This is a genomic window from Pseudoalteromonas pernae (assembly GCF_039831865.1).
In the GTDB taxonomy this organism is placed as follows: domain Bacteria; phylum Pseudomonadota; class Gammaproteobacteria; order Enterobacterales; family Alteromonadaceae; genus Pseudoalteromonas; species Pseudoalteromonas pernae.
On record NZ_JBDODM010000001.1, the window covers coordinates 497,957 to 522,404 of the forward strand.

General features: G+C 44.6%; 23 protein-coding genes and 1 tRNA gene. 18 read left to right on the forward strand and 6 right to left on the reverse strand.

Annotation, left to right across the window (positions count from 1 at the left end; all coding sequences use genetic code 11):
- Window positions 1–43 precede the first annotated feature (43 nt).
- The gene (locus V1358_RS02140) at window positions 44–622 is read left to right on the forward strand and encodes an inner membrane-spanning protein YciB (protein WP_347392442.1); all 579 of its coding nucleotides are present in this window, start codon (window positions 44–46) and stop codon (window positions 620–622) included.
- Window positions 623–683: 61 nt separating this feature from the next.
- On the forward strand, window positions 684–1,322 hold the full coding sequence (locus V1358_RS02145) for a CPBP family intramembrane glutamic endopeptidase (protein ID WP_347392443.1): 639 nt from the start codon (window positions 684–686) through the stop codon (window positions 1,320–1,322).
- Window positions 1,323–1,338: 16 nt separating this feature from the next.
- Here the strand turns inward: V1358_RS02145 and V1358_RS02150 are convergent, their stop codons facing one another.
- Window positions 1,339–2,763 carry a sodium-dependent transporter gene (locus V1358_RS02150; RefSeq protein WP_347392444.1) on the reverse strand — a complete coding sequence of 475 codons (1,425 nt, stop codon included), beginning with the start codon at window positions 2,761–2,763 and terminating at the stop codon, window positions 1,339–1,341.
- Window positions 2,764–3,063: 300 nt separating this feature from the next.
- Here V1358_RS02150 and V1358_RS02155 point away from each other — a divergent pair, with 300 nt between their 5' ends.
- From V1358_RS02155 to V1358_RS02175, 5 genes are all read left to right on the forward strand, one after another.
- Window positions 3,064–3,366: a YciI family protein gene (locus V1358_RS02155; RefSeq protein ID WP_347389186.1), complete on the forward strand. Its 303-nt coding sequence runs from the start codon at window positions 3,064–3,066 to the stop codon at window positions 3,364–3,366.
- A gap of 104 nt (window positions 3,367–3,470) precedes the next feature.
- Entirely contained in the window at window positions 3,471–3,725 is a 255-nt protein-coding gene (locus V1358_RS02160) for a PepSY domain-containing protein (protein ID WP_347389185.1), read from the forward strand.
- Window positions 3,725–4,399 carry a response regulator transcription factor gene (locus V1358_RS02165; protein WP_347389184.1) on the forward strand — a complete coding sequence of 225 codons (675 nt, stop codon included), beginning with the start codon at window positions 3,725–3,727 and terminating at the stop codon, window positions 4,397–4,399. The genes V1358_RS02160 and V1358_RS02165 overlap by 1 nt, the downstream gene beginning before the upstream one ends.
- Complete coding sequence (locus V1358_RS02170) at window positions 4,393–5,730, forward strand: ATP-binding protein (protein ID WP_347389183.1); 1,338 nt, start codon at window positions 4,393–4,395, stop codon at window positions 5,728–5,730. The genes V1358_RS02165 and V1358_RS02170 overlap by 7 nt, the downstream gene beginning before the upstream one ends.
- Before the next feature lie 103 nt (window positions 5,731–5,833).
- Entirely contained in the window at window positions 5,834–6,157 is a 324-nt protein-coding gene (locus V1358_RS02175; protein WP_347392445.1) for a hypothetical protein, read from the forward strand.
- On the opposite strand, the gene V1358_RS02180 is transcribed toward V1358_RS02175, so the two are convergent.
- A complete protein-coding gene (locus V1358_RS02180) occupies window positions 6,154–7,200 on the reverse strand; it encodes an AI-2E family transporter (protein WP_347389181.1) in 1,047 nt (348 codons plus the stop codon). The genes V1358_RS02175 and V1358_RS02180 overlap by 4 nt on opposite strands.
- Window positions 7,201–7,354: 154 nt before the next feature.
- Between V1358_RS02180 and V1358_RS02185 the strand changes: the two genes are divergently transcribed.
- Window positions 7,355–8,254, forward strand: a complete 900-nt coding sequence (locus V1358_RS02185) for a TIGR01777 family oxidoreductase (RefSeq protein ID WP_347389180.1) — start codon at window positions 7,355–7,357, stop codon at window positions 8,252–8,254.
- A 52-nt stretch (window positions 8,255–8,306) separates the two neighbouring features.
- Here V1358_RS02185 and V1358_RS02190 read toward each other — a convergent pair whose 3' ends face one another.
- The gene (locus V1358_RS02190) at window positions 8,307–10,808 is read right to left on the reverse strand and encodes an ABC transporter permease (RefSeq protein WP_347392446.1); all 2,502 of its coding nucleotides are present in this window, start codon (window positions 10,806–10,808) and stop codon (window positions 8,307–8,309) included.
- The gene (locus tag V1358_RS02195) at window positions 10,798–11,550 is read right to left on the reverse strand and encodes an ABC transporter ATP-binding protein (protein WP_347389178.1); all 753 of its coding nucleotides are present in this window, start codon (window positions 11,548–11,550) and stop codon (window positions 10,798–10,800) included. Before V1358_RS02195 ends, V1358_RS02190 begins: the two co-directional genes overlap by 11 nt.
- On the opposite strand from V1358_RS02195, the gene V1358_RS02200 reads away from it, so the two are divergent.
- The 3 genes from V1358_RS02200 to V1358_RS02210 all read left to right on the forward strand — a co-directional run bounded on the left by V1358_RS02200 (window position 11,551) and on the right by V1358_RS02210 (window position 14,555).
- Window positions 11,551–12,180 carry an arylesterase gene (locus V1358_RS02200; protein ID WP_347392447.1) on the forward strand — a complete coding sequence of 210 codons (630 nt, stop codon included), beginning with the start codon at window positions 11,551–11,553 and terminating at the stop codon, window positions 12,178–12,180.
- Window positions 12,181–12,329: 149 nt separating this feature from the next.
- Window positions 12,330–12,406 (forward strand) — tRNA-Pro (locus tag V1358_RS02205).
- Between the two features lie 382 nt (window positions 12,407–12,788).
- Window positions 12,789–14,555, forward strand: a complete 1,767-nt coding sequence (locus V1358_RS02210; RefSeq protein WP_347392448.1) for a choice-of-anchor X domain-containing protein — start codon at window positions 12,789–12,791, stop codon at window positions 14,553–14,555.
- A gap of 108 nt (window positions 14,556–14,663) precedes the next feature.
- Here the strand turns inward: V1358_RS02210 and V1358_RS02215 are convergent, their stop codons facing one another.
- Window positions 14,664–15,971: an ABC1 kinase family protein gene (locus tag V1358_RS02215; protein ID WP_347392449.1), complete on the reverse strand. Its 1,308-nt coding sequence runs from the start codon at window positions 15,969–15,971 to the stop codon at window positions 14,664–14,666.
- 169 nt (window positions 15,972–16,140) lie between these two features.
- Here V1358_RS02215 and V1358_RS02220 point away from each other — a divergent pair, with 169 nt between their 5' ends.
- The 6 genes from V1358_RS02220 (at window position 16,141) to V1358_RS02245 (ending at window position 21,580) form a co-directional block, all read left to right on the forward strand.
- On the forward strand, window positions 16,141–16,635 hold the full coding sequence (locus tag V1358_RS02220; RefSeq protein WP_347392450.1) for a DUF6841 family protein: 495 nt from the start codon (window positions 16,141–16,143) through the stop codon (window positions 16,633–16,635).
- Between the two features lie 18 nt (window positions 16,636–16,653).
- On the forward strand, window positions 16,654–17,526 hold the full coding sequence (locus V1358_RS02225) for a LysR family transcriptional regulator (RefSeq protein ID WP_347392451.1): 873 nt from the start codon (window positions 16,654–16,656) through the stop codon (window positions 17,524–17,526).
- A 100-nt stretch (window positions 17,527–17,626) separates the two neighbouring features.
- Entirely contained in the window at window positions 17,627–18,640 is a 1,014-nt protein-coding gene (locus V1358_RS02230) for a CNNM domain-containing protein (RefSeq protein WP_347392452.1), read from the forward strand.
- A 126-nt stretch (window positions 18,641–18,766) separates the two neighbouring features.
- Window positions 18,767–20,290, forward strand: a complete 1,524-nt coding sequence (locus tag V1358_RS02235) for a leucyl aminopeptidase (protein WP_347389171.1) — start codon at window positions 18,767–18,769, stop codon at window positions 20,288–20,290.
- A 440-nt stretch (window positions 20,291–20,730) separates the two neighbouring features.
- Window positions 20,731–21,096: a hypothetical protein gene (locus tag V1358_RS02240; RefSeq protein WP_212548500.1), complete on the forward strand. Its 366-nt coding sequence runs from the start codon at window positions 20,731–20,733 to the stop codon at window positions 21,094–21,096.
- A gap of 118 nt (window positions 21,097–21,214) precedes the next feature.
- The gene (locus tag V1358_RS02245) at window positions 21,215–21,580 is read left to right on the forward strand and encodes a hypothetical protein (RefSeq protein ID WP_347392453.1); all 366 of its coding nucleotides are present in this window, start codon (window positions 21,215–21,217) and stop codon (window positions 21,578–21,580) included.
- Between the two features lie 219 nt (window positions 21,581–21,799).
- Here V1358_RS02245 and exaC read toward each other — a convergent pair whose 3' ends face one another.
- Window positions 21,800–23,320, reverse strand: coding sequence for an acetaldehyde dehydrogenase ExaC (gene exaC / locus V1358_RS02250; RefSeq protein ID WP_347392454.1), 1,521 nt, complete (start codon window positions 23,318–23,320; stop codon window positions 21,800–21,802).
- 233 nt (window positions 23,321–23,553) lie between these two features.
- On the opposite strand from exaC, the gene V1358_RS02255 reads away from it, so the two are divergent.
- Entirely contained in the window at window positions 23,554–24,447 is an 894-nt protein-coding gene (locus V1358_RS02255) for a helix-turn-helix transcriptional regulator (RefSeq protein ID WP_347392455.1), read from the forward strand.
- Window position 24,448 lies beyond the last annotated feature (1 nt).

Consider the following 24,448-nt stretch of genomic DNA (forward strand, 5'->3'; position numbering starts at 1 on the left):
GATACTGGTAAAACATCTGCTATATGTAGTAATGGACAGTCCTATGGCCACCCTAATTGAATATATTCCTTTAATCTTATTTTTTGCTGTTTATAAACTCGTCGATATCTATTGGGCGACGGGTATACTGGTTGTTGCCAGCGCTATTCAAATTGCTTATGCCTATTTTAAAGAAGGTAGCGTACCAAAACGTCATTATATCTTCTTTGCTATTGCTCTCGTGCTTGGCACCATGACCATCTTGTTCCGTGATGAACATTTCATTCAATGGAAAGCCACCTTCATCTATGCCATCTTGGCGCTTTCTTTGCTGGTTTCTCGCTTTATATTCAAGAAAAATTTAGTTGAGAAAGCTCTCACAGGACTGTTGAAGTCCGTATCAGAAAAACAAGGTGAGAGCGGTAATGCGGAAATTGAAGTGCCCAATAAAATTTGGGAGCAGCTCAATGCGTTTTGGGTTGTGTTGTTTGCTGTTATTGCCGCGCTAAATATCTATGTGGCATACAATTTTTCGTTAGATTTTTGGGTCAACTTTAAGGTGTTTGGTTTAATAGGCATCACCTTTGTCGCTATTATTTTTACCATTGCCCGAATCTACCCATATTTTCCTGACGAAGAGTAACAACTCTGTCTTTAACCATTGCTACACTTAATCCATATCGGTGTAGCAATGGAACCGCGCCTTGAACGACTCTCAATATCGCTGGCTTGAATTACTCGGTGTATTTATTTTACTGCCATTGGTTGGTTTCGCCGCCAGAGCGCACCTACAAAATTGGTTAATCCCCGCCTTAATCACGCTGACTGCATTTTGCTGCTTTATCCTACTGACTGATCCACACTTTAAGCGCTTTCGCTTAACATCACTCGGTCAATTTGCTGCGGTACGCAAACGAATAGCGACGTTCTTTATGGTTGGAGCGCTGCTCTCTGGCGTTTTGTACGGCATCATCAATCAAGATAATTGGTTTAGTTACCCGTTAGAGTCTCCAGCAAGTTGGCTGATGCTATTAGTGCTCTATCCGTTGCTGTCGGTGCTGCCCCAAGAGTTAATCTTTCGCACTTACTTCTTTCATCGTTACAAGCGAATTATCCCTAGCAAAACAGCACGCGTGTGGCTCAGCGCAGCGGTGTTTGCACTGGCGCACATGGTGTATGGCAACCTTATAGCTGTAGCCTTGGCGTTCGCTGGGGGCTTACTGTTCTCATACACCTACGCACAATCGCGCTCAACTGCGGTATGTGTACTGGAGCATAGTATTTGGGGGCTGTGGATGTTTACCTTGGGGATAGGTAGTTATATAGACTCGGGAGCCATATAGGCTCCCGATAGATGCTTTAGAAGTTGAAAATACTCACGGCGAAGAATTTGGTCGCTACGGTATTTACAAAAATCAAAAGTAAAATGACTGGAATAAAGGTCGACAATGAGAAATTAACGTATTTCTCCATAAAGCTGCCAGAGTAGCTATCACACCCTTGCGAAAGCTCCTCAGTAAGTTTCGCTTTCTTCCAACGATACATAACAAATAGACACACCATGAGACCGTTCAATGGCAAAATTGTGTCGTAGAAGACATCGTAAACTAGGTCGAAGAAACTCTTATCAGCACCGCCGTAATTCATAAACTGGGTGAGCCATTCAACCATTCCAAATGACATCGTACAGCCAACGGTTAAGATACCAATGGCACCCGCTAGCACTAATAACGCCTTTTGGCGGCTGTAACCTTTTTCTTCGATTAAGGTCGCTGTTGGTACTTCAACAATCGAAACCAAAGAGGTGATCGCCGCAAAAAATACCAATAAGAAGAAAACAAACGCCACGATTGACGCGCCAACGAAACCAATATCAGTTTGCAAAGCGAGTAGAATCTTAGGCAGGTAAACGAAAATCATCGACACAGACGACTCAGAAAGTTCGCTTGGGTCTGTTTCAGGATTGAAGCTGAAAATAGCCGGCAACACCATTAAACCAGCGGTAAACGCAACTAAAGAGTCAGTAATTGCGACCATTTTGGCACCGCTGACAATGTCATCTTTTTTCGAGATGTAAGAGGCGTAGGTCATTAAGATACCCATACCTAAAGACAACGAAAAGAACGCCTGAGAAAGTGCACCGTTTAAGACGCTGGCATTCATTTTTGAAAAGTCAGGAACGATGTAATAACGCACACCGGCCATGGCATTGTCTAAGGTCAACACGTAGGCAACTAAACCAATTAACAACACAAACAAGGCTGGCATTAAGAATTTCGCCGCTTTTTCGATTCCATCTTTAACCCCACCGACAAGGATAAGATTGACGATGATGGCAACCACGACCATGTAACCGAAAATGCTGTATTCGTTTATAAAGCGGCCAAAGTTACCGGGGTCAGCCAGGGCGTCAAGGTTACCGATCGCTGTCTGCGCGAGGTAACCGAATATCCACACTGTGATAACCATATAAAAAACAGCAATCATGAATGGAGTCAGGACTGCGAGAAAACCTGCGATACTCCATTTCGATGAGTTTCCAGAGAGTGCTTTATACGCGCCGAATGGGTCTTTTTGCGCCTTACGGCCCATTGCCATCTCTGCCATCATCACGGGTAGGCAGATAAACGCAACGAATAAGGCGTACACGAGTAGAAAGGCACCGCCACCATTTTTGGTTGCAGAAACAGGGAAACCCACGAGGTTACCGATACCTACTGCAGACCCTGCAGCCGCCAGAATAAAGCCCAAGCGTGAGCTAAAGTGTTCGCGTTTTTCGCTCATAGAAAAACCTTGTTATTATTTTTAGCTCGACTCTACGGTGTTAAACAGGTGTTTTCAAGCTTTATAGACACATCACGAGGGACTAAAACGTTTACATATGTTGCCAAAGATTGACAGTTAAAGAGATAGCTTAAATAAAGAACAAACTGCCATCTTATTGACCGGTTTGTAACTTCTTCACCAAACTTCATAGGCTTAGGGATATTTCTTTGAGCCGCACTTCGCAGAATAAAATTTACAAGGCCCCTCTTTGCTGGCTATCATAAACAGTAACTCATACCAAAATCTTGGTTTTAAATTATGTTGTATATGATTTACTCAACAGATGTTGAAAACTCACTAGAAAAACGCTTAGCAGCCCGCCCTGACCACTTAGCGAGATTAAAAGAATTAGATGCACAAGGCCGTCTATTTGTAGCTGGTCCACTTCCTGCAATTGACAGTGAAAACCCAGGTGAAGCCGGATTTACTGGTTCGCTCGTGATAGCCGAGTTTGAATCATTACAAGCCGCCCGAGAGTGGGCAGCAAACGACCCTTATATTGCCGCAGGCGTGTACGAGAATTCGGTGGTCAAACCTTACAAAAAAGTCCTTCCTGAATAAAGTTCAGTAAAGGTTAATTGGTTTTACGTATGCTAAATGAATGTCACTGCCCGCGGGTAAGCCAACAGACGTTTACCGAGGATTCACTGGGAGCTTCTTGAATCATGTTAAGACTAATCGCAGCTATCTCAATTACATTTGCGCTTTGTTTATCAACAGCCAGTGCAGCACCCAGTGCTGACAAAAATATTGATAAACGTGAAGCAGTAGCGATTGCAAAGAGAGCTGAAAACGGTAAAGTTTTAAAAATATCGGAACAAAAGGACAGATTTGTTGTTCGAATCTTAAAGCCTAAAGGCAGAGTAGTCGACATCATTGTCTCAAAACGCACTGGGCAAGTTGAGAAGGAAAATAATTAATGCGAATTTTAGTCATCGAAGACGATCAACATTTAGCGGATAACTTACGTAGTGCGCTTGAAAAAGAGCGTTATAGCGTAGATTTATGCCACGACGGTGAAGCGGGTCTTTTCCATATCTGTGAATATCCATTAGACATGGCGGTTGTTGACTTAGGTCTACCGAAAATTGATGGTATTGAGCTTATTAGACAAGCACGTAAAAATGGTGTCGATATTCCGATTCTTATTTTGACCGCGCGTGATCGCTGGCAAGATAAAGTGGAAGGTCTTGATGCGGGTGCAGATGATTACCTAACCAAGCCTTTCCATGTAGAAGAGCTGATTGCGCGTTGTAATGCGCTTATTCGCCGCAGTGCGGGTCAGGCAAACCCTGAAATTCAGCACGGCCCGATTCGTATTCACACCCGTTCACAACAAGTATGGGTTGATGACCGCGAATTAAACCTAACAGCTTACGAGTACAAAGTACTCGAGTACTTAATGGTTAATCCACAAAAAGTTATCTCAAAGTCAGAGCTCACAGAACACATCTACGACCAAGACTTTGACTTAGACTCGAACGTAATCGAAGTATTCGTACTGCGACTGCGTAAAAAACTTGACCCTGAGGGCACACTTAATCCTGTAGAGACCTTACGTGGTCGAGGTTACAGGTTGCGCTCGCAGTGGTAGGCGATCAAGTCTCATTAAAAATAAGACAAGGATTTATCCTTGTCTTTTTATTGATAGTAGCAATGCCAATCCTGTTTGTGTCCATTGGTAACGCCTATCGCGCCTCATTGATTGAAGCCACAGAAAAAACTCTCGAAGCGCACCTCTATTCTATTATTTCTGAAGTTGAATACACCGAACTTGGTGTACAAATGCCGCGCAGTATTCTAGCGCCAGAGTTGAACCGCTATACCTCTGACACCTATGCAATGATATACAGTGGCGACGAACAAGTGTGGCAAAGTGAATCAGCACTCAATGTTGATTTTAAACCTGACTTGTTCATTACCGAGACGGGTACGTCTGACTTTAGAATGGTAACCTTTAATGGTCGCAAATACTGGCAGCTTTCCCTCACGGGTATCTTATCGAATATGGATGAAACCATCGAAGCGCGCTTTATCGTTGTAAAAAGCAACGAAGGTATTTTGCGCTTGATGGAAGGGTTTAAAGAAACGTCCATTAACTGGATGTTGATCATGGGTGTGGTTATTACTTCTTTGATGATCATCGGGTTCTTTTGGAGTTCACGCCCCCTGCACCGCCTCGACAAAGAAATCAAAGCCATTGAGTCCGGCGACAGCATGAGCATCAAAGGGCATTACCCTATTGAACTGCAAACCATTAAAGCCGATTTAAACCTGCTATTGGAATCGCAACAAAGGCAAAAAGAACGCTACCGAGCATCATTAAGTGATTTGGCTCACGCGTTAAAAACGCCACTCGCAGTATTAAAATCAAGCCCGCTGGCACTCGATAGTGATGCGCAAGAGCAACTCGACCGCATTAATGTGATGATCGAGCACCAATTAAAACGTGCTGCTACGGGCGCCTCCGATACCTGGAAAAAACAAACGCTCATCAAACCGGTGGCCGATTCGATTTTTAACGCCATGACCAAAGTGTATCGTGATAAAGACATTGAATTTACAGTCAATGTCAGCGACAAACACTTCTTCCTCGGCGATAAAACCGACTTAATGGAACTACTTGGTAACTTAGTGGACAACGCCTGTAAGGCCTGTGATGGCAAAGTCAGCCTTAATGTCCAGCAAGTGAAGAAGCGCTTAACTTTAACGATTGAAGACAACGGCCCGGGCGTGCCAGAGCACAAACGTGAGCTATTATTACAACGTGGTACCCGCCTCGATAGCTACGAAAGCGGTCATGGTGTGGGAATGGCCATCGTCGCTGATTTGGTCAAAGGCTATAACGGTAAACTTACGATTTCTGACAGCGAACTCGGTGGTGCGAGTTTTGAGTTAGAATTCGATTATCAAGAAACGAGTTAACAACTAAATGAATTATAAAAAAACGCTTCTTTGTGTAAGTACCTTACTAGCAATATCAAGCTTTGTATCCTCTGCGGCATCCGCCGACGCTAAAGAGTGCACAATGGCAGATGATAAACCATCGACCCGCAACCAATACGTGCAGTGTTTGGATAGGCAACTTGATTTAGGCAAACGCGAACTAGAAACGTGGAAGAACAAACGCCGATTCGAGCTTGAGGGATTAGCTAAAAGCTCAGGTATAACACAGCCTTTGGATATCTATTTGCGCTCAGAAAAAAGCTTTATTAATTATTTGGAAGACAGTTGTAGATGGCGCTATTTACGTAAAATGCCCGATGCGGTTGCCGCAGCTATCGCATATAAACATTGCGAGCTGCGACTCATTGACCAACGTATCGCTACCTACAAAACACCACTTGATTAAGCTTCGTTTTCATCTTTAGGTAACTCAACATCACCCCCTAGCAGGGTTGCTAACCAGCGACCCTCTTCGCTTTCTTCGAGGGCAATTTTAACTACCATGGTCAGTGGTACAGATAACAACATGCCCACACTGCCCAATAACCATCCCCAGAATATCAACGAAAGAAACACCACGAGCGCTGACAGGCCAAGTCCACGGCCCATAAAGCGCGGCTCAACAACATTTCCCATTACTGTATTAATCAATAGGTAACCGCCGCCAACAAGCGCTGCGGTTAATGGGTTGTGCGTTATTAATGCCAGCAACACAGCAGGTACCGCAGCAATGATTGAACCAATGTTGGGGATATAATTGAGCATAAATGCCACCACACCCCAGAGAATGAAATAGTCGATGCCAACAACCCACAACATCAAGGTGACCAAGGCACCAGTGGCCAAACTAACCAAGGTTTTGATAGCCAAGTATGAATTAATGGACTCCAAGAAACGGTCTATCTGAGCGATTTTCATATCCGGGTCGTCCAAGGCAAGATGCACCTTGTTGTTAATTGACGGGCCTTCGAACAACATAAACACCACGGTCACGATAATCAAAAATAAGTTCGCCATGACCGCGCCAAAGCCTGCAAGCATATTCGTTGCGACATTTATCAGCTTTCCAGGATTGAACATCGACATGATCTGTTCTTTGTCTAAGAAGATGTTGTATTTGGCTAATAGATTCACTAACCACACAAACTCACCTTTGAGCTGCTCTTCATAGCGCGGCAGTTGCTCTGAGAAGTCATTAATGGACTGCCCCACCAACCCCGCAAGACTGAGTATCAAACTAAATACCAGCATGATCACCAACACGATAGCGACCCCTTTAGGAATACGATATCGGCCTAGTGCATTAATAAGCGGGCTACAAATAATAGCGATGAAGACAGAGAGAATGAAAGGCACTACGAGCGGACTCGCAATTTTTATCCCTGCTAATACGATGACAAGTGAAGCCGTCACGAGAAGGCTTTTACTGGCGCCTGTAGAGCTTGCCATGGTCTGTTCCTTTTTTTATGGTTATGCATGCAAGTTTAGGTGACTTAATGATTAAAATAAACCATTGATTAAGCGATTAAAATGATCTGACTTCCTACATGTTCGTAATAAATGTCCTACACTTTTTAGATAAGCCAAGTACCTTATGACGAGCATGAATATATTGATCACAGGCGCCACAGGGCTCATAGGCGCTGAGCTGTATAAACACTTATTGAATCATCACAGCGTGACTGTGCTTACGCGCACGCCATCAAAAGCTTACCTGACCTTAGGTCATAGAATCGAGGCTATAAGCAACCTTAACGACATCGACTTTAATGACGTAGATATCGTGATAAACCTCGCGGGCGAGCCAATAGTCAATAAACGCTGGAGTGAAGAACAAAAGCGCGAAATCTACGATTCTAGAGTCGCGTTAACCAAGGAGATCGCGGCAAAGATTAACGCCGCAGAAGATAAACCCAAACTACTGATCTCCGGCAGCGCCATTGGTTATTATGGCCGCCAAGATGGCGATATCATCATAGAAGAAGAGTTCGATGACTGCTTCGATGAATTTAGCCACACCCTCTGCCGCGATTGGGAGCAAGCAGCACTTGAGGCACAAACTCGCGTGTGTTTACTGCGCACCGGCATTGTGCTTGCCAATGATGGGGGCGCACTAAGCAAAATGCTGCCCGCATTTCGCTTCGGTTTAGGTGGTCCATTAGGCAAAGGCGACCAAGTGATGTCGTGGATACACATAGATGACATGGTACAACTAATTATGTACCTCATTAAATCCGACCATATTCAAGGCCCAATTAATGCGACCTCACCCAATGCGGTAACCAACGAAGAGTTCTCTAGTACCCTTGCTGAGGTATTAAGGCGCCCTGCCTTTTTCAGAATGCCTGAAAAAGTACTCAGATTAATGATGGGCGAAATGGCCGATTTACTCTTATATGGTCAGAATGTGTATCCAAAACGCTTATTAGGTGAAGGGTTTCGTTTCCGGCACCCTGATTTAAAACCCACATTAGAGCAGCTGCTTAGCAAAAAAACGGCGTAATAAAAAAGCTCCCAAGTTAGGGAGCTTTTTCTATCTACAACACCATACAACATTACATTAATTTGCGAAGTAATCCGCTGGTGTTTTTGTTCAGCGTGCGTGCAATCATGGCGTAACCCAATACAGCAACGAATGCCGCACCCGCCACAGGACCAATAAACCAAATGTCGGGGTGGAATTTACCCGGTAATTCGAATAATTGTTTTTGCACTATTAGCAAGGCCACATCACTGACTAGCGCAGCAACAATGCCTGCTATTAAGCCTAATAACAAAAACTCATACAGTGTTGCGTGACGGATCAGTTTCCCGCGCGCGCCAAGTGTGCGCAGAATAACTACTTCTTGCATGCGCTCTCCTAAACTCGCTTGAACCTGAGAAATCAGCACCAGCGCTCCACACACCACAACAATGGCTAATACAAAGCCAATGGCCAACGACACTTGCTCGATGGTCGAGCGAATTTGATCAACGAAATTATCAACGTCAATCGCGGTGATTGTTGGGTACTCGCGCAGCAGCGCGGTGAACGCCTTATTTTGTTCATCATTAATGCGTGCAGCAGCAATATACGTCGCCGGGAACGACTCGAGTAAGTCTGGGCTTAGGATCATGAAGAAGTTCGGCTTTAGGGTCGACCAGTTAACCTCACGGAAGCTGGTGACCTTGGCTTCAAATGTTTGTGAACCAATCAAGAAACCAATGGTGTCGCCTAATTTGATATCAAGACGCTCAGCCATCGACTGTTCAACCGACACTTCACCACGGGTTTGCTCGTTAAACCACTGCCCTTCACTGAGAATATTGTGACTAGGCATTTCACTCACCCAAGTGAGGTTAAGCTCACGCCCCACGCCTGAGCGTGCTTCTTCATCTTTTTTCTCATTGTCTTCCAGAGACACTTCGCGCGCTACCATCTCGCCATTAATCGCGTTTACACGACCTCGAATAGTCGGATAAAAACGTGACACCTCGATGCCATTAGCCTGGAGGTAATCAGATACTGGCTGCTTTTCTTCCTCTGTAATATTCACAAGGAAAGCATTAGGAGCATCAGCAGGTAGTTGCGATTGCCAGTCGTTGATCATGTCGTTTTTCAGTACGATAAGGAATAACAACAGCTTTATTGCAAGGGCAAAACTAATAAGTTGTACAGCATTGGCATTGGCACGTTTTTGAATAGAGGCAATCGCCAAAGACCAACTGTTTCCTGGGCTTAAACCCAGCTTGCGCCCTGTACCAAAAAGTACGCGCGACAATATAAATAGCACCAGAACAACGAACGCTGACGATGCAAATAAGATAAGCGATATCATTATCTTACCGCTAAATAGCCACATCATCGCGAACACGGTTAACGCTGATAAAGTTAAATGAATTTTGCTGATCACTAAACGGTCGCCCAGATTGCGACGCAGAACACGCAGCGGTGGAATATCGAATAAATCCAATAACGGTTTAATGGAAAACATCACCGCACAAACCACCCCGATGAAAACAGCACTAAGCCAAGGGCGAATTGACGCTGGAGGCAGCATCACATCCATATTCGCAGCCATGTAATCTGCCGCGATATATTGCAAGGTGTAGCCAACAGCCAAGCCGATAGCTAACGAAAACCCACACACCAAAGCCAAATGTAGTAGGTAAATGCTGCGAATTTGGGCTCGCGCACCACCGAGCGTTTTCATCATCGCCACAGGATCGTATTGACGTTCACAATAACGCTTAGCTGAAACCGCAATCGCTACGGCCGCTAGGATGATGCCAAGAAGCCCCGCAAGCAACAAGAAACGCTCAGAGCGTTCTAGGGAATTCGATATTGGTGATTGTCTATCTTTAACACCATACCAATATTGGTTTTCAGCTAACTCAGGCTTTAACCATTGATAAAAGGAGTCAATTTGCTGCGCCTCACCCGCATACAGTTGACGATAGAAAACCCGACTGCCCGGCTGTATAACTTGCGTTTTTTCAATGTCCGCTTCGTTTAACAACACTCGGCGGCTGCCAGAAAATATATTGAACGGAGCGTCAGGCTCTTCACTTAATATGTAGCTCACGGTGAATGTAGCAGCACCCAACTCAACGGTGTCACCCACATTCAAATCGAGCGAATACATCACCGACTCATTTAGCCATACATTGCCCGGTTTAGGGATCCCAGAAGCTACTTGCTCAGGAGCGTCAAAATCAGGCTTTAACAGCACCTCTCCTTTGAGCGGATACCCCTCAGATGCGCCCTTGATTGACGCCAGTTGCATGCGGTCATTCGCAAACAACATGGTATCAAAGAAGGTCAATCGTGCAGTAGATAAGCCCATGCTCTGTGCTTTATCTAAGTAATCTTGTGGCAAGGCATGGTTGCTAGCAAGGGCTCTATCAGCGGCGATGAAAGCGCTGGACTTCTGTAAGATGGCTTGGCCGATTCGATCTGTAACCGAAGAAAGCGTTAATACCGTCATAACCGCCAACGCGATGGCCGCACAGATTACCGTTAGCTCTCCTCGACGCAGCTCTCTGAAAAATAGTCTAAAAGCTAATTTAGCCCACATTCGCCTGCTCCTGAGCTGTTTCTTCTAGAGACTCATCATTATTGTTCTCAGGGTCGCGCAATTGCGTTAGCTCGCCACCTTCAATGTGTAAAATCCTATCGCAACGTTGCGCCAGCGACTCGTCATGTGTGACCAATACAAGCGTTGTTCCCTGCTGCTGGTTTAAATCAAAAAGTAGCTGTTCAATCAACTTACCATTTTTACTATCTAAGTTAGCCGATGGCTCATCCGCAAACAGAATTTTAGGTGTACCAACGAACGCTCGCGCAATGGCTACACGTTGCTGCTCGCCGCCTGAAAGCTGTGATGGGTAATGCTCAACGCGATGACTCAAACCAACCTGTTCGAGTAACGCCAAAGCTTGCTCTTTAGCGTCTTTTTGGTTGGCTAATTCCGCTGGTAACATCACATTTTCCAACGCACTTAAGCTTTGAACCAACATAAATGATTGAAACACAAAGCCTACTTTCTGTGCCCGTAGCGCCGCTCGGCCTTCCTCGTCGAGTTCTTCAAGGGCTTCACCATCTAGTACAATTGAGCCTGCGCTTGCCCTGTCTAGGCCGGCCAACAAGCTCAGCAAGGTTGATTTGCCTGAGCCAGATGCGCCAACGATAGCAACAGATTCACCTGGCTTGACATTAAAGCTGATGTCGCTGAGGATCGTTAAATCGCCGTCAAGCGTATTAACGGACTTAGTTAATTCTTTGACTTGAATAATGTTTAATTGAGATAACGCTGACATATGAATGCTTTAATCCTACGTTCTTTTTTAGTCCTACTGCTTGTCACTAAACCATTTCTTGCATGGGCTGACAACCAAATCCTGATTCTTGGAGATAGCTTAAGCGCTGCCTATGGTTTAAAACAACACCAAGGTTGGGTGCAATTGTTACAAGATACGTATGAAAGCGACAAAAAGCCCACAATCCTTATCAACGCCAGTATTAGTGGCGAAACAACAGGTGGAGCCCTGCGTCGCCTCGATACGCTGTTGGCAGAACACAAGCCCACGCATGTGTTAATTGAGCTTGGCGGCAACGATGGTTTGCGCGGCTTCCCGGTTACTCGGCTGCAAGATAACTTGCGTGCTCTGATCAGTAAAAGCCGCGAGGCAGGTGCCGAGGTGGCAATAATGAAAATTCGCATTCCGCCGAACTACGGACCGCGTTACACCAAAATGTTTGAAGACAGCTTTGAGCAAATAGCATCAGAAACAGATACTTACTTAATGCCTTTTTTTGTTGAGCAAGTAGCCACTCAGCCAGAGTTGATGCAAAACGATAACATTCACCCAAATGCTGACGCCCAACCCATTTTGCGAGACTTTATGCGCAAAGAGATGGCTAACTGGTTGTCACAAGCAAAAAATTGATTAGCCACTATTTATCCGCAAAAGGCGCTGTATTAGCAGCGCTTTTTTGCGTAACGACAACAAAGTAATAAGATGTGAATATTTTATAAGCAAACAGTCAATCACCTGCTTGCAATTAGGGATTATTTGCGTACTATTGCAATCGAAGTCGGCATATAGCGCAGCTTGGTAGCGCACTGTCATGGGGTGTCAGGGGTCGCAGGTTCAAATCCTGCTATGCCGACCATTCTTCTCCCCCACTTAGCGATTTGCTCTCAACAATCCTCAAACAACGCCATTTATTACTATCACTTGATCTAAATATCCTACACCAAAAAGATTAAACTTCTCTGTGAGCAGCAATAGACAACTTCCTTATCTCTCAAACATAAATGCATAAATTTTGAGTAAAAATACGCCTTGGCGTAAGCTATAAAATCAGTACCGAAAAACACACCAAAAATATTTATACATTCTAGAATTAACAAATATAGTGACTCTTGATCTACCTATTCTTGGAAAAGTTCCTCTGGATATTAAACCTGAAAGTGCACAACTATCCACGAGCGCAACGTTCAGATGAAAGTAATTGAGCAAGCCTTAACTAATTTAGAGTGGAGAGTAAACTGATGAAAGCTGTTGATGCGTATCTTTTACCAATTTTATTCTTATGCTCAGTCGTTGGACTAAGTAATCTGCATGCTCAAGAGCTCAATTTAAGAAACCTTGAAAATTCACACAGAATTGATTTGACGCCAAACAAAGTAACCAGTGTATTAGTGAACTCTACTGGGGGCACTATTAAATTTCAGTTATTTACGGACAGTGCAGTAGATGTTTCACTAAAACTGCCAAGTGGAGTAATTGTAAACTCACAAAATGCCCCAGCTTATAACGTCTCTTTCAATAATGTCATGCCATCAAATCAAGTTGAGGAGTTACACTTTGGAAAGGCAGGTTCAATTATTATCTTTCTTGAAGACGCTCATTCAGGCAAATATGAATTATCTATGTCGTCTGAAGAGCTGGTAGAGCCCTTCTTTCTTGATATTGAAGGGGCCTCAAATAATATAACGGGTCAAATAATTATTGGACATAATCAGTTTGTTATTGAACGAAACAAAACAGTTCCTATCTCCGTTGTGCTTTTCGATGACTCTGCACCATTAATTAACGCCACCGTAACTATCGACATCATCGATGAACAGGGTATTGTCACTGAATCTCTTACGCTAAGGGACAACGGAGAGGAAATTGACCAAAAATCTGATGATGGAATATATAGCGGTAGTTTTTCTGTTGATTCGGAAGGGGGTTATTTATCCATTGCGAAAATTTTCAAAAATGACGGCAGCGGAAACAATATCCAAGGTAGTCTTGTAAGCTATTTTAGTTCAAAAGTTAAAAATCTTTCTCTCACTGGAGAGTACATAGATTCATTGGTGGATATAGATAAAGATGGATATTTTGATACTTTAGACATCGCTTTCAATTATAGAGGCGTTCAACTTGAGGGCGAGTATGATTTAACTGTGATTTTATCAGCAAGTAACGGTTCGAAAACCGATGCAACCAACGCTTTTAACTTGCCAGTCGATAACTTCATTGTAAGCTTCCCACATCACAGCATTAAGCATTTGGGAGTGGACGGACCATACAAAATAGAGTCTGTAATTTTGTGGCATAATTCAGAGCCACTTGGGCGCTGGGATAATGTCGGTTGGACCCGCACTATAAACATCGAAGCCTTAGAAAGAAAGAATACATTACTATCTGACTATGTACATGATTATGCGTTAGATATAGATGGGGATGGGTTATTTGATCAGCTAAATATTTCCATTAATGCTGATGTACTAATTCCGGGTTGGTATGGTATCTCTGCACAGTTGAACACCTCTTCCGGTAAGGTTATAGATGACGCAGGCATTCCTTCTATAAATCTAATAGAAGGTGGTAATGACATTACAATCGGCTTTACTGGAGAGTTAATTGGTGCTTCAGGCGAAGATGGACCTTACATTTTAAGTAATGTATTGCTGTACCCTCTATTCAAAGCTAGAGCAACTGCAATGGCAGATACTCTCGGGGAGACTTCCCCATATTCATGTAGTCAATTCAATGGCTGCAGGATAGACGCCGAAAAATTGTTAGAACGTTTAAAGTCCCAAGTCAGTGCTTTGTCCCTTAACAAAGGTATAAAAAAGAGTCTAATAGTGAAGCTTGAAAATGCACTTATGGCGTATTCAAAGGGCACACCCCATGCTTTAGATAACGCAAAAAATATTGTTAAGTCCTTTATTAATCAAGCGCGTGCTTTGAGAGATAAAAATCTTACTAGGGCAGATGCCGATATGTTAATGGAAGGTGGTAAAAGGTTTTTAGAATTAAATTAATAACCTCCACTGGAACTTAATTGAAATTGCCAATTTATATTATGATATCTAGCTTGGTAATATGCTTTAAAGCATATTGCCAAGCCTTTGCACCAGTACCATCTAAATTTAAACATTGCTCATAAAGAGCTGATTAACGTCCACTTTCGCTTTTAGTTTTGCCGCGATTAAAAACAATCCTGCTAATTTTCGGTGCACAAACAAGGCGTCAATCGGTGGTGCATGCCAATATTGGGATGCGGTGCTCATCTCAAGTCCGAGTGTTTTAATACGTTTTGGTAAGTCGCTTTTAGCGAAGTCGTAGACACCTTGGTGGCGCAGTGGCTCACAAGCCAATAAGAATATATCAACAACGTTATCAATGTATTGCTGAGCGAGGCCTTGCCCAAAATAGCCTATTGTCTGGGCCGCAGCGGCAATCCCCGCCCTGTCACTTCTGATGGCTGCGCGCAGTAATTGCTCATAACCATCACTGATATGTTGGGGCAGCTCCCTCGTGGCACCAAAGTCCAACAACACCAAGCGCTGATTGTCGATTTGGTACTGGTAATTGGCAAAGTTCGGATCGGTTTGAATTAGCTTAAACGAAAATAACTCACGCAAAAATAACCGCAGTAACTGCTCTACCGCTTTGTTTCGCAGCCCTTGTTCGGCATCTACCAGCGCCTCTATGTTCTGCCCTTCAACAAAGTGCATTACCAATACCTGTTTTGAGCTCAGCGTATCGACCACGTGTGGAACAAGGTAATTGCTATCCTCCCCCAAACAAGCTTTATAACGTGCAAGGTAATTCGCCTCGAGTTCGTAGTCAGCTTCATTTATTAGTTGGAGCTTGGCTTGTTCAATCAGCGGTTGTAGGTCTACATCTTTTGGTAACAGACCACTGACTTTTAGTAGATAGGCAAGATTATCCACATCACTGGCAATGCCTTTAGCAATCCCTGGGTACTGCACCTTGACCGCCAACTTTTCGCCCGTTTCGCTGTAAGCGATGTGCACTTGCCCGATTGATGCCGCCGCAAACGGACGCAACTCAAAGTTCGACAAGTGTTCAAGCCAATCTTGCCCCCAGTGATTGCGCATTACGTCAACAAGTTGCTTATGCGGCATGGGGGTTGCTTCAGAGCGCAGTCTGGCAAGAATGGCCGATAACTCAGGAGAAAGTAACTCGCCGCTATCCATCGACAGCAGTTGACCCAACTTCATTGCCGCCCCACGCAAATGTGCAAGTTGCTCTGCAAGATGCTGAATATTTTTCGGTTGCAGCAGTAACTCTTGGCGAGAGGTATTTTTACCAGAAACCCAGGCTTTTGTGCCTTCGAAGATCATGTTCCCCGCAACTTTTGTCGCTAACGTGCCAAAGCGAGCTGCACGTGAGAACCTAGATGTAGGCACTGACTTTTGCTTGTTTGTCATATCGTTTCACATTGTTGATTTGTAATTGTGATTACGTAAGCAAAAGGCGTTTAGATCCGCTAACTGTTCGCCGTTGCATATTTGCACCATGGTAAACACAAAACAATCCACGGTATTTTGCGCTGCGCTTGCTAGGGTATAGAACGTTAAATCAATTTAAGGATGACCCATGCTTATATCAAAAATTCGCGGCTTAATTTTGTTACTTACGTGTCTTTTGTGCAGCCCGATAAAGGCGAATGAACTGCACCACGAAGATGAGCAAGCTATAAAACAGCTATTTTCACAGTATATGAACCACTATAACCATTACATTAGGGACGGTGAACTCGGAGATATACAGCAGCTCTATCAACCCACCATCATGCTGATGTCATCTAACAATGCGCCGCAAAGTGTAAGCGCCCAAGTATTCAGCCAACAAGTCACAGGATTTTTAGATGGCCTTAAACGCCAAGGCGTCACCAATGTAAAATGGCAAAGTATGAATGTTCGCCTGATTGACAACAATATCGCACTGGCGAGCAACCTAGCGGTACGCTATACGCAATCCGGTGACGTGTTTAATCAAGTTGGCGCAACCTACATGCTGTATAAAGAACAAAATGCTTGGCGTATTGCCAGTTTTGCTGTGCACACGCATACTGGGGTGAAGTCACTTTAGTTGCGCATTTAGGAAATTATGGAAGATTGGGACACGTACCGACTGATTCTGGCGCTGCATCGCGGTAAAACGCTGCGCCATGCTGCAAAGCTCTTAGCTGTTAATCACACCACGGTGGCGCGCAGATTAGCACAACTCAATCGAAGCCACGGCGCTATTATTGTTGATTCCACTGCCCTTGGTTATTCACTTACAAGCGCTGGGCAGTCTTTATTACACACAGCGCTACAAATGGAAGCGCTTATTAAAGAAGATAAAAGCATTCTACGCGCAGAGCAAATTGATCACTGTGGGCATATCACCGTGTCTATCCCACCAGCGATAGCGCAAGTGCTGCTAATAGAAGAATTGCAAAGCTTTGCGCTGCGCAACCCTATGGTTAAATTATCCGTTCAATGCAGTTATCAACTCGCGGATATTGATAATAGCGAGGCAGACGTTGTTGTTCGTGTCGCCAATGAGCCCAGTGAGCATCTTGTAGGACATCGAGCCGGCACGGTATATGTGAACTATTACGGCCATGAACAGTACCTGCAACAACCTAGTGAACACTTTAGTTGGCTCGTATCCTCCCATGACCCTTCTCACACCCAATGGATAGAATCCAGCCCATATCCACAAGCACCCGCCGGTATCGCCTTTGACGATTTGATGGTGCGCCACAGCGCTGCGAACCAAGGGTTAGGGCTACTTCGCGGTGCCTGTTATATCGCAAAGACCCTGCCACACTTGCGCCTTGTGTGTGAGCAACAGCCACAACCATTTTCACAAATCTGGGTTTTAACGCATCCTAAGCTCATAGACGTGCCGCGAATCAAATGCCTTACGAGTGAGCTATATCAATTATTGAGTGACCGTAAAGCGCTATTGCAAGGTCAAGGTCAAGGTTAAGAATCAAAACTCAACAAACACCCTTTAAATTTTGGTTTTAACCCAAATAACTACCACTACCGTACTATCTACTTAGATAATAATTACAGACTCTCAATCTATGTTATTGCTTATTGCGTTTGCCGTTTTATCCATTGCTGTTTCTTTTGTTTGCTCAATATTGGAGGCTGCGTTGCTGTCAGTGACCCCCAGCTTTATCGCCAAGCAAAAGCTAGAGCATCCCGCTCGCTACCGCTCATTAAAAGCGCTAAAGGATAGAATTGATCAGCCCTTGGCAGCCATTCTTACATTAAATACCGTGGCCCATACAGTGGGCGCAGCAGGCGTTGGCGCACAAGTCACTGTGGTATTCGGTAATGGATATTTAGGGATCGCCTCTGCGGTGATGACAGTGTTGATTTTGCTACTGTCTGAAATCATTCCAAAAACCATAGGCGCCCGTTTTTGGCGGAATATTGCCGTAATAATGCCACCGTTACTGCATTTTTTGATTTGGGCGCTCAAGCCATTTATCTGGATATCAGACAAAATTACCCACATGCTCGGCGGCAGCAGCAGTGAAGAAGACCTGCGCTCAGAAATTAAAGCCTTAGCATCATTAGGAAATGAATTAAGAGCCCTTGATGACAGTGAACAGCGTGCTATCAATAACATCCTAGATTTGCATACGATCAAGGTGCGTGATGTTATGACCCCGCGCATTGTGTGTGAAACCCTCAAACCTGATACACCGTTAGACGAGCTCACAACCAAAGTCGTCAAAAGTCAGTTCTCACGTTTTCCTATTCTAGATGAGGACGAGGCGCCCCATGGTATTGTCTTTAAAAGTGACCTCATAGTGCCTGGTGACAAAACACATGCCATCGAGTTTGCTCGACCAGCTAAAGTGGTCGCCAACAACACCAGTATTGAACATCTGTTAGGTAAACTACTCGATGACCACAGCCACATGTGTTTGGTGTATGACGAATACGGCTCGTGGCAAGGCATCATCACCATGGAAGATATCATCGAGACTATTATTGGCCGTTCAATTCTCGATGAAACTGACCAAATCGCTAACATGCGCCGTTTTGCCCGACGTCGATGGTTACAGCGTAACAAACACACGTAACGCGATGAATCTGTGTTGAGTTACGGTTACTGAACCCTGATAACTGGCAGCTCAACGACAAATGATTACCATGTACCGCTAAATAAAGTTAAATACCCGCCATTGACCGTGTTTAGGAGAGAATCAATGTCACGTAGTTTTAATTTCAGCGCCATTGCCTTGGCCACCGCATTTGCAACTGCAACAAGCGCTCATGTGCACGCCGCTGAATTTACATTTGATGGTGCAAAAGGCGCCGACACTTTGGTAATTATGCAAGAGCAAGGCAAGGAGCTGAGCGCTGCTAATCTAACCTCTGACACCATTGCACACTTAAAAAGAGCGTCTGAAGCGGCACAATTTGATGCTAGCCAAGGTGGTACCTTTGAACTGCTTGCACCTGTTGGCGCAGATTACCAGCGCATTGTGGTTGTTGGCCTTGGTAAGCAAGATGAGCTTGATGCTGCAAACATCGCCAAGCTAGGTGGTAACATTCATGCACAGCTTGAAGCTGCAAAAGTGCAACAAGTCGATGTTGCCTTTTCAGGTATCTCAGGCCAGCTTGCCAACGCTGAGCTCGCAGCGCAATTTGCTCACGGTGTAAATCTACGCGACCACAGCTTTGATATATACAAAAAAGACGAAGCAAAGCCTGAACTTAGCTACCATTTTTCAGTAGATGACAGCGCCAAAACCGCTGCAGCTTACACCGCTCTAAGCCACATTGAACAAGGCGTGTTCCTTGCTCGTGACTTAACCTCAGAAGTGGCCAGTGAAATGACTCCGGTCGATTTTGCCAAAGCGGCAAAAGAGCTGAAAAAATACGGTGTTAAAGTCACGATTCTTGAGCCTAAGCAAATGAAAAAGCTGGGCATGGGTGCCCTTGAAGGTGTGGGTCGTGGCAGTGAACATGGTGCACGCCTTGTTGTAGCGCATTACGAAGGATCAGATGACGCCCCTATCGCCCTTGTTGGTAAAGGTATTACTTTTGATTCAGGCGGTTACAGCATCAAAACAGGTGCATCTATCGCCCGTATGAAATCAGACATGGCAGGTGCTGCAGCAGTGCTTGGCACAGTGAAAGCGATGGCCCTGAGCAAAGCCGATGTAAATGTGGTAGCGGTAATGGGTATGGCAGCTAACATGGTTTCGCACACTGCCATTGCCCCAGGTGACGTGCTGCGCACGGCAGAAGGGCTTAGCGTTGAAGTGGTTAATACCGATGCTGAAGGCCGTTTAGTGCTAAGCGACGCTATGTGGTATGCACGTGAGCATTACAAACCTGAAATCATGATAGATATTGCCACATTAACGGGTTCAAAAGTGGGTGCTGTGGGCAACCGTTACAGCGCGATTTTCTCAGAAGACGAGCAACTTGTGACTGAGTTAACCGCCGCAGGTAAAGTGGTTAACGAAAATGTTTGGCGCTTACCGCTTGGCTACAAAGACATGTTGAAATCTGATATTGCCGACTTGAAGAACCTGGGTTCAGGTGGCCCTGGTGCAACAACTGCCGCATCCTTTTTGCAGCACTTCGCAGGTGACACGCGCTGGGTACACATAGATATTGCAGGTAATGCTCTTGCAAGTTCCGCAAAAGGTGAAGTGAATGTGGGCGGCACAGGTTACGGCGTGCGCTTACTGAGCGAATGGATTTTGAAAAACAAATAATCACCTAATTGTGAATATTAAAAAGCGACCTACATTGGGTCGCTTTTTTGTTTCTGCCATTGCATCATCGACTCGCACTTTTTTCACCTCACCGCCTACCCTTTTTGCCATCAATAAAAATGGTATAAGTAAAAATCTGCAAATTGTCGCCGTTTTGGCACGTTATGTAAGGTTTATAAATGGCTCGTTTATGCAGACTTACGCTCTAACCATCTAATTAATATCGATAAAATAAATTACATAGCGAGCCACCTGAGGCTCGAATAAGTAAGGGCTCGGTTTCTCTGGGCCTTTATTGCCTTGCTCACACCGAAAACCCCTGATAACTTATTGGTATTAATAAATAAAAAAGCTTATTAGTAGGAAAGTTTGCGGCTGTGGATAACTTCCTTTATCCGAAATTCTCGCTAATAAGCTGTTATGTGTAATGGAGAGAACAGGTGTTCAATAAGGAAATTCTACAAGAAATCCACTCAACATTTTTATTTTGGTATGAGTCAGGTGAAGAGTTTGGGATGACCCAATACAGTAAAGAGAACTGTAATAAAGGCGAGTCAATCTTTCTTAATCTACTGAATGCACTTGAGAAGCTAGGGATAAACGGCGAAGAAGAAATTAAAATACTAGCCTTTAAAACATCTGTTGAAGCAATGAATAATTTGAACAAGTTAATCCCAGGCTTTATAGAAACAGGTGAAAGAGAATCCTTATGCTATTTATATGATGAAGTGGCTAAATTAGCAGGCTTAGACCCTAGTAAATTTGGTGCAGGAGATGGTATTGCGTCAGAATGGCGTGAGTGGTAATTACACATAACAAGCCAAGTCAACGGGACAATTTTAAGCTGGCTCCCATCGCTTCGCTCCTAATTTTAGCCAGCTTAAAAGTTGCCCCTGCTTGGGGCGTTAGGCATACAAGGAAGCCATGAGTATTAAATACATATTGCAGGCATTGTTTTTATTATGCTCTTTACAAGCAGCAGGAAGTGAATGTTCAATTGATGAAGAAAAATACGAAAAATTAATTGATATTCACAATGAAGGCTTTGGTAATTTCTTGGTTTCTGCACCTATTGAATTGGAATCAAAGAAACTTGTAGCAATGCGCCTAAATGTCAAAATCAATCAACCTCTGGCGCAGAGTGTTCAGGGTGATCTAAAAATTAATGTTGTTGATGGGCGTGGATACGCGCATATCAATAAACACAGCTCTATAAATTTACAGACTTCAGTAACTATATTTCATGAGGACTCTACAGGTTGTCCAATTATCACGGTCAAAACGTTGTAAGTATACCTAACAAGTTGCTCAAGTTCGTTCGTAAACTCATCGGGACAATTAACAGTTGGCTTGGCGCTTCGCGCAGGTATAGCCAACAGTCAATTGCCCCTTAGCAAAGCGTTAACTCCTAAATTTAAACAGCCTAATTTTGTAGCAAAAAAGCGTTTAAATGAAATAAAAAGGGCAGATATCTCCTGCCCTTAGAAAGCCACTATTACAGTATATTGGTTAGAAAAAGCCTAGCGCGCTGTCTGAATAGCTCACTAATAAGTTCTTCGTTTGTTGGTAATGTTCCAACATCATTTTGTGTGTCTCGCGCCCTACCCCTGATTTTTTATAACCACCAAAAGCGGCGTGTGCGGGGTAATGGTGATAACAGTTGGTCCACACGCGCCCTGCTTCAATGGCGCGGCCCATGCGATAGGCGCGGTTCATATCGCGCGTCCATAAACCTGCACCTAAACCGAACTCGGTGTCGTTGGCGATGGCGATGGCCTCTGCTTCGTCTTTGAAAGTGGTGACACTCACCACTGGGCCAAAGATCTCCTCGCGGAATACGCGCATTTGGTTGTTGCCTTTGAGCAAGGTTGGCTGAATGTAGAAGCCCTTGTTTAAATCGTTATCAAAGCACTCGGCATCGCCGCCAATCAACACTTGTGCACCTTCATCACGACCAATACTGAAATAACTCATGATCTTATCAAACTGTTCTTGCGACGCTTGCGCACCGACCATGGTCTCGGTATCCAGTGGGTTTCCGCGTTTAATCTTCTTAGTGCGCTCAATCACTTTAGCGATGAACTCGTCATAAATGCTTTCTTGCACCAATAAACGCGATGGGCACGTACACACTTCACCTTGGTTGAAAAACGCCAGCACCGCGCCCTCAACACATTTATCGATAAACTCGTCACTTTGCTGCATTACATCTTCAAAATACACATTCGGTGATTTGCCACCAAGCTCCACAGTGGAGGGAATAATATTTTCAGCGGCGCATTTCAAAATATGCGCGCCTACTGGCGTTGAACCCGTGAATGCAATTTTGGCGATGCGCTTACTGGTTGCCAGTGCCTGCCCTGCTTCTGCCCCATAACCATTGACCACGTTTAGCACACCCGGCGGAATTAAATCGCCGATAATTTCCATCAACTTTAAGATAGACGCAGGGGTTTGCTCTGCGGGCTTGAGCACCACGCAGTTACCAGCAGCGAGTGCTGGCGCCAATTTCCACGCCGCCATCAGTAGTGGGAAGTTCCACGGAATGATTTGCCCAACCACGCCTAACGGCTCATAAAAATGATAAGCCACTGTGTGCTCGTCGATATCGCCAATACTGCCTTCTTGAGCACGAATACACCCTGCGAAATAGCGGAAATGGTCAACCACCAAGGGAATATCTGCGTTGAGGGTTTCGCGTACCGCTTTACCGTTGTCCCAGGTTTCCGCAACGGCTAATTGCTCCATGTTTTCTTCAATCCGATTAGCAATTTTAAGCAATAAATTACTGCGATCAGTGACAGACATCTTGCCCCAGCTTTCTTTAGCCTTGTGCGCCGCATCCAAAGCAAGATTGATGTCTTTATCATTGGAGCGTGGGATTTTACAAAACACTTCGCCTGTTACTGGGGTGGTGTTGTCAAAGTAGTTGCCATCGACCGGGGCGACCCATTGGCCACCAATGTAGTTTTCATACTGTGAAGAAAATGCCACTACGGCATCCGCTGAATTGGGTTTTGCATAGATCATTGTTGTTGTCCTTATTTGCTGCAATATAAAAGCGTGCCGAACAGTAAGTGCTTGTTGTCACACTGTTCAGGCGAACTTTAAAGCTAGTTCAGTTTGCAAATAAAAACTTGATTGTTATTCCAACTTGCTTGACTACACGTACACATTTTGGCCATGCTTAGGGCCTGTTGACCTTTGAGGTAACACACAGCAAAGATCAACACGCCCTACATGTTCAGCACAGGAGCGATGAGATGCAGGCAACACCACACTATGATTCCCTAGAGCGCCTCGATACACTGATTGACCACCGTTCGGTGTTTAACGCCGATGGCGTGCAATTGTGTATGTACGACACCTACCAGTTCAGCGAGCATATCCCGTTCAAAGCGGATGAAATGATGTTTTGTGCCATGATTCAGGGTAGAAAAGTCATGCATCATGAGAGTTTAAGCCAAGGTAGAGATTTCACCCCCGGCCAAAGTTTTGTGATAGCGCCATCAGAAAAGGTCGCCATTGATTTCCCTGATGCTACGCTGAGCACGCCCACTCGTTGCTTGACCATTGAAATAGACACCCAAAAATTACATCAAGTAGCGCAGCAAATGCGAATCCAACACACCAGTGAAAGCATTGAGCAAGCTCCTACCTTGCAACTCACCCATAGCGCCAGCACACAGAGTGTGTATCAGCGTCTTATATCGGCATTTACAGAAAATGAGCAAGACAGAGCGCTGCTTATTGAGCTTGCCAGTACAGAATTACTGGTACGATTATTACGTGAGCAAGACCACCAAGCGCTCCTCAAATGTGCACAGCAAGACCCACATGCAAGTGTGTGGCATGCTGTTGTAGCGCACATAGACGCTAACTTGGCGCAGCTGATTGATGTGGAGAGCTTGTGTTCATTGGCTTGTATGTCGCGCAGCAAATTCTTTAATGCCTTTCGCAGTCGCTTTGGCTTGAGCCCGCAAGCGTATATTCTGGCGCGCAGACTCAATAAGGCTCGACAGCTGTTAAGTCAGGGTAAAAACGTTACCGCGGTCTGTTTTGAAACTGGGTTTAATAGTGTGAGCCATTTTAGCCGCCGCTTTAAAAGTCACTTTGGCGCCTCTCCCCGCGCTTTTAGACAACAAGAACTCAACTAAA